Below are 6,111 nucleotides of genomic sequence, written 5' to 3'. Positions count from 1 at the left end.
CTCCCACTTTCACTGGTGCTGGCGCACCTTCACGTTTAGAAGTAGGAGACTTCTTTCGGAAAGATGTTAAAAAACACCTCGAAAAAAGATATAGTATCCCAATTGACGGGAATATTCCCGAAAGCTCGTTCATACGCATGGTAATAGGGTTTTAAATGGACCCACTCTCCGTCTGCGGGGGAATATGCGCGGGAACATGTCACAAGAACAAAATAGACAACTTGTGTAAGAAGTAGAACAAGCTCGCGCATATTCCCGCTTGCATTCCCACATTGAGCACGAAAGACACGCTTTCCTTGTCTACCCATCCTTTGTTCTCCGCATAAGCAACTCCAATCAACACAAGCCCACCGCCGATCACTTCGATCATCTGTCATCCTCCTTTAAAAGTTGGTCAAACAATCCTTCGTCCCTCTCCGATTGCCATTCAAAATACTCGAATAGCAGCGATTTCGGAATCGCGATTTCAATCATTTCGTCATCGTCCTCGATATACCCCAGTTCCCTGCCAATTTGTTCGTAAAGCGAATAGTACCCTCTATACTCTTTGTCATTCACTTCGAAACGCTGGATGTAGTCGAATAACTTTTGCTTCTTCTCCTTTGTGTCCGCGCCGCGATACAACTCCTTCAAGTAGTCAGAACTGTGCAAGTATGGTGTGCTTTCAAGATACTCGAACTCGTTTATTTTTCGATGTCGTTTTCGATATTCAGTGTAAGCCTGGAAGATGCTCCGCAATCCCCATTCATGTTCCAACTGACGTTCCTCCCCTCATTCCCTGTTTTTCTGAAAGATTGCATGATTGGCTACTTTGAAGGAAATCGGGTATGCTGTGTGGAATTTTGTTTGGTATGGTAAAGAGTATGAGGGAAGGATTGTCCAATATAACTTGTCCTTCTAATTTTCTTTAACTTTTGTTCTATAATTCTTTAACAGGAATTTGTCCATTCTTGTCGAATAGGTAATACTTAAGTAGGTGAATACATATGTATCGAAACAGAATTGCATATTGGGCTGCGGAAAAAGGAATGAAACATAAAGCACTCGCGAAACAGTGCGGTGTATCTGTCCAGACGTTTTCAAGCTGGGTAAATAACAAAACGCAGCCTGATCTGTTGCAGGCGTATCAACTTTCTAAACTGTTGGGCGTACCAATGGAAGAATTAGTTGAGGAGGAAAAACAGTGAGAAAAGATGGATGGGAACCATGTCCACGATGCGGAAGTAATCGAGTACAACAACGCGGAAAAGGATTTTTCTTTTTATTGTTCGTCTGCATGGCTGGTTTTATATCGTTGTTAGGCATTTTCTTTTTACCATTGTTCATTTTAGGCGGTATACTAGCATTGTTTAGTCCTATAGCGTTTTTGTTACCAAAAATGAATCAATGCCAAGATTGTAAGTATTCGTGGAAAGTAAATAAAGAAAAAGGTGTGCAAGCACAATAAAGCCCCTCTCTCATGAGAAGGGCTTTTTACATAGAATCATCTTCATCGTCCTCATTGAAAAACGGATATTTTAGGAGTATTTTCTGGAATGGACCTTCATCTTTGATCGGGAGACGGCGTGAAGATTGGTAGTAACATTTTTTGTGGATAATGGTGTTAATAATGTCGAGGAACACTTTCTCGTCTGGTTGAACTGGATTGGAACACAAGGGACAACGCAGTCGGCCGACGATTTTGAACATGGTATCACCTCCTAATAATCAATTCCACAAAAATAAAAAAAGCCCTGCCAGGCGGCAGGGACTACACAATAATTGCTGGATATCCTTTTTTCTTCAGTTCTTCAGCTAACTTCTCGGCATTCTTTCGATCAGAAAACGCCCCAACTTGCACACGATACAATTTTCCGTCAGACACTTTTTGTTGCGGCTGTGATGGTGTCGGTTTTGCTTTTTTCTTCAATCCAAATGCCTTTTCAAGACCAATGACGTGACCGTAGGCGATTTGTTGTAAGAATTGGTCCGATTTCAATTTTGCTGCGTCGTTGGCGTTGTCGATGAATAGGTTCTCGGTTAAGAGGGCCGGCATCTTCGTTTCACGAAGTACCGCATAATTAGCACGTTTCTTTCCTCTATCTCGTACATCACCGATCGCTTTCATGATTTCTGCATGAATTACATTTTGATACGCAATCGTTGCTGAGTTAGCGTTTGGGTGCACATATGATTCGAATCCCGTGCCGCCGCCGGCATTGATATGGATGGATAGGAAAAAGTCAGCACCCCAATCGTTCGCCATTTTGGCGCGTTGAGAAAGCGTTAAGCATTGGTTTCCCGTTCGCGTCATGCGAACCTGTACCCCTTCGTATTCACTTAACATGTCATAGATGTGTTTGGCGATTTTTAATGTTAGGTCAGCTTCTTTTAGTCCGTTGGCCACTGCGCCAGGGTCGAGGTTTTTCTCCACGCCTTCATGTCCTGGGTCAATCATGAGTTTCACCATTACTTATCCCCTCCCGCTTTTTCGATTGCGTACTTGATCGCCGCTACAGAACCAATGCCGTATAAGGCATATTTCAGCCCAGTAACTAACACATCAAACGAAAAAGCGTGACTCTCAAATGCCGAGAACGCCACGCCTAGAATGACGGCTACTAACGGAATATAACGATTTGGAATGTTTGCCGCTTGGCGAATTGCATAAAGCAAGACCGCCAACGCCACATACGCTGTAAATTCAATCGAAAGGATACTTTCCATTACCGCATTCCCCCTTGAATAATAAACGACAGCACCGCTCCAACGATGCCGCCGATAATTAAACGCAAAATCCATGTTGTGTTGCTTTTGATCGTTGAAATGTCCTCCTTCATGTCACGGATATTACTCTCCGCAACGGCTAAACGAGTTTTGACATCAACCATATCATCACGAAGCATTGTCACATCTGCTTCCAGTTTTGCGACACGTTGTTCCATCGAATCACACCTTTCATTTCCGGACTTCTCCACTAATTTGAGCCAATTCCTGTTTCAGTTTCTTTATCAATGTCGGTCGGCTCTCTCCAAAAGTCGCCTCAATTTGAAAGCCGCCTGGTTCGTATATTTCTTTGATTTCGGTGATGCGCGCATCACGTGTAATGCCCCATTCTCGGTTTTGAATGGTCACTATATCGCCTAGGTCGTAGTCCTTTTCATAGACAAAAGGCGAATTCGTGAGAATTTGTCCTTCGAGGAAAAATTCCTGAGCGAACTCCAACAACTTTTGCTGTCCTCTTTCTCGTAGCTTCGCAATGACCTGTTCTTCCGGAAGTGCTTGCTGATCTTCGTCTTGCTCCGATATATCTCTAGCATCAATGAAGGTTTCAATACGAGAAAGACCTTCAGCCTCGCCAACTTCAACTACACGCCGATCCTCGCCCTCGCCTTGCCCAGCGATGTAGCCATAGTTGCGATAGTTGAAGTCAGATTCAACAAATGACAGCTGTTTCAGACTCTCGAATTGTGGGCTAAAAATAACAGGAGGGTTAACCGATTGATTGACGGTTAAATCCCTCCCCACAAATACATCGAATATCCATTTTTTTTGTTGGAAATCGAGAAACACATCCCATCCAAGCCCGCTAGTTTTTGAGATTTCAATAAGCTCATCGGCAAGGTTTTTGAACCGCGATTCCCAACTGATTTGTGAACCGCGTTGCTGGTCCGAAGCAATCACGATCATGTCGATTTTCCGCTTCACATCTACCGGATTGACAACGTGGCAGTACACATAATGCTTCATGACCGATTCTGCGGCTCCGCTGGCTCTGTCGTGACTGTCGTTGGCAGGAGGAACAACAAGCCGTTGTGCTACGACTCCTTTTAGTGCAATACCTTTCACGAACCAGTTTTCCGATGCCTTTCCGTTTTCATCAAGCTCAATTTCACGATGGCGGATGATACCAACCTTGTTCCTGCTTGCACCGAGCATGATGAGATTTCCACGTTGCAGGAGCTCTGTATGCCTTTTATGTCGATTGATTCGCAGTTCAAACTCGCCGATTTCATGCCATCGCCTTGTGAATAGCAACGATTCATAGTCGTCAATTTCAGCAAGTAAATCAAGTGTCGGTGTCAAAATCCGAATTGGTTTCATGTTTCACCACCTAATAAAAAAACACCGTTATTAAATCGGTGTTGTGTCGCATTATCGTCCTATTATGCAACGAATTCTTCACCTGTAATCTCTTGATATTCTTCAAGAGTAATAACTCCCCATTCTGCCGCTTCGTGGACAATATCTTTTGTTAAGTATCCCATTTTGTAGAGCAGATTGTAAAAATCAAAGAACGTGCTTTTCATTAATTAACTCCTCCTTTGAGTTTCATAATTTCGAGGTTCAAATTGGCTACTGTCTGCGTCAATTGTTCAATCAATACGTCCTTCTTTTGATTTTCAAGGGCTAGCCGCGCTAATGCCATCGCTGTGCTTGTCTCTATCGCTTCTTCCCGTTGCCGTTCCTGTTCGACAATCTCCAAGTCTTTAATGCGGATGCTTTTCATCTTTTGTCACCTCCTTTTACTCAAATGAGAAACCAAAGCCGTCAACGATAATTTGATCGGTTGCGGTTCCTTTCAATATCTCAAATTGAATGTTAATTCCCCACTTCGCAGCTGTTTTTGTTGTGTTTGTGAATGAGTATGCCTGACGATTCAAAAACGCCGTTGTGATGTCCTCCCATGTCGGATTTGAATCGAAGCCGTTGTTGCAGGCTTTCACACTCAATGTCGCGCCATTCGGGACAGTTAATACACCGCTCACCACAATTTTCTTTGCCGCAATTGATGTTTCAATCGGATTTTTCAGCGTAAATTTGATGCGGTCGTCCGTTTTCGTGAACGTATATGTCCGTGTTGCTGTACCGCCTTTTCCATCATTGACAGTAATCGTAATAGTATGTGAGCCAAGCGATAAAGTTGACCATACACTACTTAAATCGAGTGTATATGTTTGACCACGGACTGCATTGTTGATTGTGCGTATAGTCGTTGTGTCGACTTTTTCTGTGACTGTGAGTGTATCGCTTGTATCTGTGTCGTTAACGGAGTAGTTGATTGTAAAAGGTGCAGATTTGTTTCCTAAGTTGCTGTCACTGCCAGAAATCACAGGGGCAGAATTCAGAACTTCAAGGACGGGGCGCCAACCGACGTACGGATAGCGGAGGTCCGACGAACTGTAGCCCCAGTGGCGAGCCGAGTCGTCCCCGCGGACCGCGCGGTAGGCGCTGTTTCCTGTGTATGCTTCCTGTGCCCAAGAATCTATATAAAACCAATTCCAAAACTGATTATGTGCACTATTAAAGTCTGTTGAGTTTTGAGAAGTATCTAAATCTGTTGCGGATGGTACCGGCAAACCGCTAAATCCCGCCTCATTTGTGATTATTCGATCCCATTCATTGTTAGAAGGAGAACCTCCGGAGTAGGCGTCTTTTCCGGAACGATAGTTGCTTCCGCCTGTGAGAACTCGTAGCTTATATTGTTTCCCATCAATTGTAATAGTTTTTCCGAAAATGAGACCTTGAGCATTCAAATCATCCCACGACACATTTACAAGCAAAACACGGTCAGAGATTAATAGTTTCTTACTTCCGTCATTAACTTCTCGCCATTGAATTTTGTAAGCGTCATTGGGATCAGTATCTCTTATCTCAATAGATTGTCCTGCACTAAAAACGGGAATGTCACCTACACTTGGAGCGCTAGGAGGAGTTGAATCAGTTCTCCAAGGTTTCGTTGGTCTCGGTTGTTTTACACCATTCAGATAGAACGTACCTAACTTAATTAAGTCGCCGTTCGCCAAACTTCATCTCTCCTTCCACGTTGATATACGGATATGGAGCAAATATTTTCTTTGCTAGGTTGTAAGAATTGCTATGGCGTGCATGACCAAGCCAGCTATCAACAGCTTGTTTCACTTCTTTTTCCGTCAACAATCCCTCCTTTAACTTGCGATCCATCGTTTTTATCCGCCGTTTCATCGCTCGTTTTGATTGATCGCGCACTTTTCGATGAGTTGTCCATATTATGAAGTAACACTTCTGTTTTTTATATAAAAGTGAACTACCCACCACCTACGCTTCGCTTAGAGGTGGGGGCTTCAAGCGACTTGTGTGTGTTCGCTGAAC

13 protein-coding genes are annotated in these 6,111 nt (G+C 43.5%); 2 read left to right on the top strand and 11 right to left on the bottom strand.

Translation table 11 applies throughout. The features are described 5' to 3' along the window. Nucleotides 1-199: 199 nt before the first annotated feature. Both DCC82_RS17765 and DCC82_RS16260 read right to left on the bottom strand, forming a co-directional pair. On the bottom strand, nucleotides 200-370 hold the full coding sequence (locus DCC82_RS17765; protein WP_187252127.1) for a hypothetical protein: 171 nt from the start codon (nucleotides 368-370) through the stop codon (nucleotides 200-202). Then, entirely contained in the window at nucleotides 367-756 is a 390-nt protein-coding gene (locus DCC82_RS16260) for a hypothetical protein (RefSeq protein WP_233253063.1), read from the bottom strand. The genes DCC82_RS17765 and DCC82_RS16260 overlap by 4 nt, the downstream gene beginning before the upstream one ends. Before the next feature lie 230 nt (nucleotides 757-986). On the opposite strand from DCC82_RS16260, the gene DCC82_RS16255 reads away from it, so the two are divergent. Beyond that, nucleotides 987-1,187, top strand: a complete 201-nt coding sequence (locus DCC82_RS16255; RefSeq protein WP_108430515.1) for a helix-turn-helix transcriptional regulator — start codon at nucleotides 987-989, stop codon at nucleotides 1,185-1,187. Continuing rightward, nucleotides 1,184-1,447, top strand: coding sequence for a hypothetical protein (locus tag DCC82_RS16250; protein ID WP_108430514.1), 264 nt, complete (start codon nucleotides 1,184-1,186; stop codon nucleotides 1,445-1,447). The genes DCC82_RS16255 and DCC82_RS16250 overlap by 4 nt, the downstream gene beginning before the upstream one ends. Before the next feature lie 26 nt (nucleotides 1,448-1,473). Here DCC82_RS16250 and DCC82_RS16245 read toward each other — a convergent pair whose 3' ends face one another. The 9 genes from DCC82_RS16245 to DCC82_RS16205 all read right to left on the bottom strand — a co-directional run bounded on the left by DCC82_RS16245 (nucleotide 1,474) and on the right by DCC82_RS16205 (nucleotide 5,943). Next, nucleotides 1,474-1,689, bottom strand: coding sequence for a hypothetical protein (locus tag DCC82_RS16245; RefSeq protein WP_108430513.1), 216 nt, complete (start codon nucleotides 1,687-1,689; stop codon nucleotides 1,474-1,476). Between the two features lie 61 nt (nucleotides 1,690-1,750). After that, complete coding sequence (locus tag DCC82_RS16240; RefSeq protein WP_108430512.1) at nucleotides 1,751-2,449, bottom strand: N-acetylmuramoyl-L-alanine amidase; 699 nt, start codon at nucleotides 2,447-2,449, stop codon at nucleotides 1,751-1,753. Then, a complete protein-coding gene (locus DCC82_RS16235; protein WP_061579903.1) occupies nucleotides 2,449-2,706 on the bottom strand; it encodes a hypothetical protein in 258 nt (85 codons plus the stop codon). The genes DCC82_RS16240 and DCC82_RS16235 overlap by 1 nt, the downstream gene beginning before the upstream one ends. Next, nucleotides 2,706-2,924 carry a hemolysin XhlA family protein gene (locus DCC82_RS16230; RefSeq protein ID WP_108430511.1) on the bottom strand — a complete coding sequence of 73 codons (219 nt, stop codon included), beginning with the start codon at nucleotides 2,922-2,924 and terminating at the stop codon, nucleotides 2,706-2,708. Before DCC82_RS16230 ends, DCC82_RS16235 begins: the two co-directional genes overlap by 1 nt. 13 nt (nucleotides 2,925-2,937) lie before the next feature. Next, a complete protein-coding gene (locus tag DCC82_RS16225; protein ID WP_108430510.1) occupies nucleotides 2,938-4,083 on the bottom strand; it encodes a siphovirus ReqiPepy6 Gp37-like family protein in 1,146 nt (381 codons plus the stop codon). 62 nt (nucleotides 4,084-4,145) lie between these two features. After that, the gene (locus DCC82_RS16220; RefSeq protein ID WP_108430509.1) at nucleotides 4,146-4,289 is read right to left on the bottom strand and encodes an XkdX family protein; all 144 of its coding nucleotides are present in this window, start codon (nucleotides 4,287-4,289) and stop codon (nucleotides 4,146-4,148) included. Then, nucleotides 4,289-4,489 carry a hypothetical protein gene (locus DCC82_RS16215; protein WP_108430508.1) on the bottom strand — a complete coding sequence of 67 codons (201 nt, stop codon included), beginning with the start codon at nucleotides 4,487-4,489 and terminating at the stop codon, nucleotides 4,289-4,291. The genes DCC82_RS16220 and DCC82_RS16215 overlap by 1 nt, the downstream gene beginning before the upstream one ends. A 16-nt stretch (nucleotides 4,490-4,505) precedes the next feature. Then, nucleotides 4,506-5,786 (bottom strand): Ig-like domain-containing protein, encoded by a 1,281-nt coding sequence (locus tag DCC82_RS16210; protein WP_199222365.1) that lies wholly within the window; start codon nucleotides 5,784-5,786, stop codon nucleotides 4,506-4,508. Further along, nucleotides 5,764-5,943, bottom strand: a complete 180-nt coding sequence (locus DCC82_RS16205; protein WP_233253062.1) for a hypothetical protein — start codon at nucleotides 5,941-5,943, stop codon at nucleotides 5,764-5,766. The genes DCC82_RS16210 and DCC82_RS16205 overlap by 23 nt, the downstream gene beginning before the upstream one ends. Between the last annotated feature and the right edge of the window lie 168 nt (nucleotides 5,944-6,111).

Source organism: Geobacillus sp. LYN3, from assembly GCF_003064505.1.
GTDB lineage: Bacteria > Bacillota > Bacilli > Bacillales > Anoxybacillaceae > Parageobacillus_B > Parageobacillus_B toebii.
This window is presented reverse-complemented; position numbering and strand designations above follow the sequence as displayed.

Bases quoted from the DNA above. Each gene is read 5' to 3' on its own strand.
- DCC82_RS17765 (WP_187252127.1), bottom strand. From the start codon at position 370: ATGATCGAAGTGATCGGCGGTGGGCTTGTGTTGATTGGAGTTGCTTAT.
- DCC82_RS16255 (WP_108430515.1), top strand. From the start codon at position 987: ATGTATCGAAACAGAATTGCATATTGGGCTGCGGAAAAAGGAATGAAA.
- DCC82_RS16245 (WP_108430513.1), bottom strand. From the start codon at position 1,689: ATGTTCAAAATCGTCGGCCGACTGCGTTGTCCCTTGTGTTCCAATCCA.
- DCC82_RS16220 (WP_108430509.1), bottom strand. From the start codon at position 4,289: ATGAAAAGCACGTTCTTTGATTTTTACAATCTGCTCTACAAAATGGGA.
- DCC82_RS16225 (WP_108430510.1), bottom strand. From the start codon at position 4,083: ATGAAACCAATTCGGATTTTGACACCGACACTTGATTTACTTGCTGAA.
- DCC82_RS16230 (WP_108430511.1), bottom strand. From the start codon at position 2,924: ATGGAACAACGTGTCGCAAAACTGGAAGCAGATGTGACAATGCTTCGT.
- DCC82_RS16240 (WP_108430512.1), bottom strand. From the start codon at position 2,449: ATGGTGAAACTCATGATTGACCCAGGACATGAAGGCGTGGAGAAAAAC.
- DCC82_RS16205 (WP_233253062.1), bottom strand. From the start codon at position 5,943: ATGGATCGCAAGTTAAAGGAGGGATTGTTGACGGAAAAAGAAGTGAAA.
- DCC82_RS16235 (WP_061579903.1), bottom strand. From the start codon at position 2,706: ATGGAAAGTATCCTTTCGATTGAATTTACAGCGTATGTGGCGTTGGCG.
- DCC82_RS16215 (WP_108430508.1), bottom strand. From the start codon at position 4,489: ATGAAAAGCATCCGCATTAAAGACTTGGAGATTGTCGAACAGGAACGG.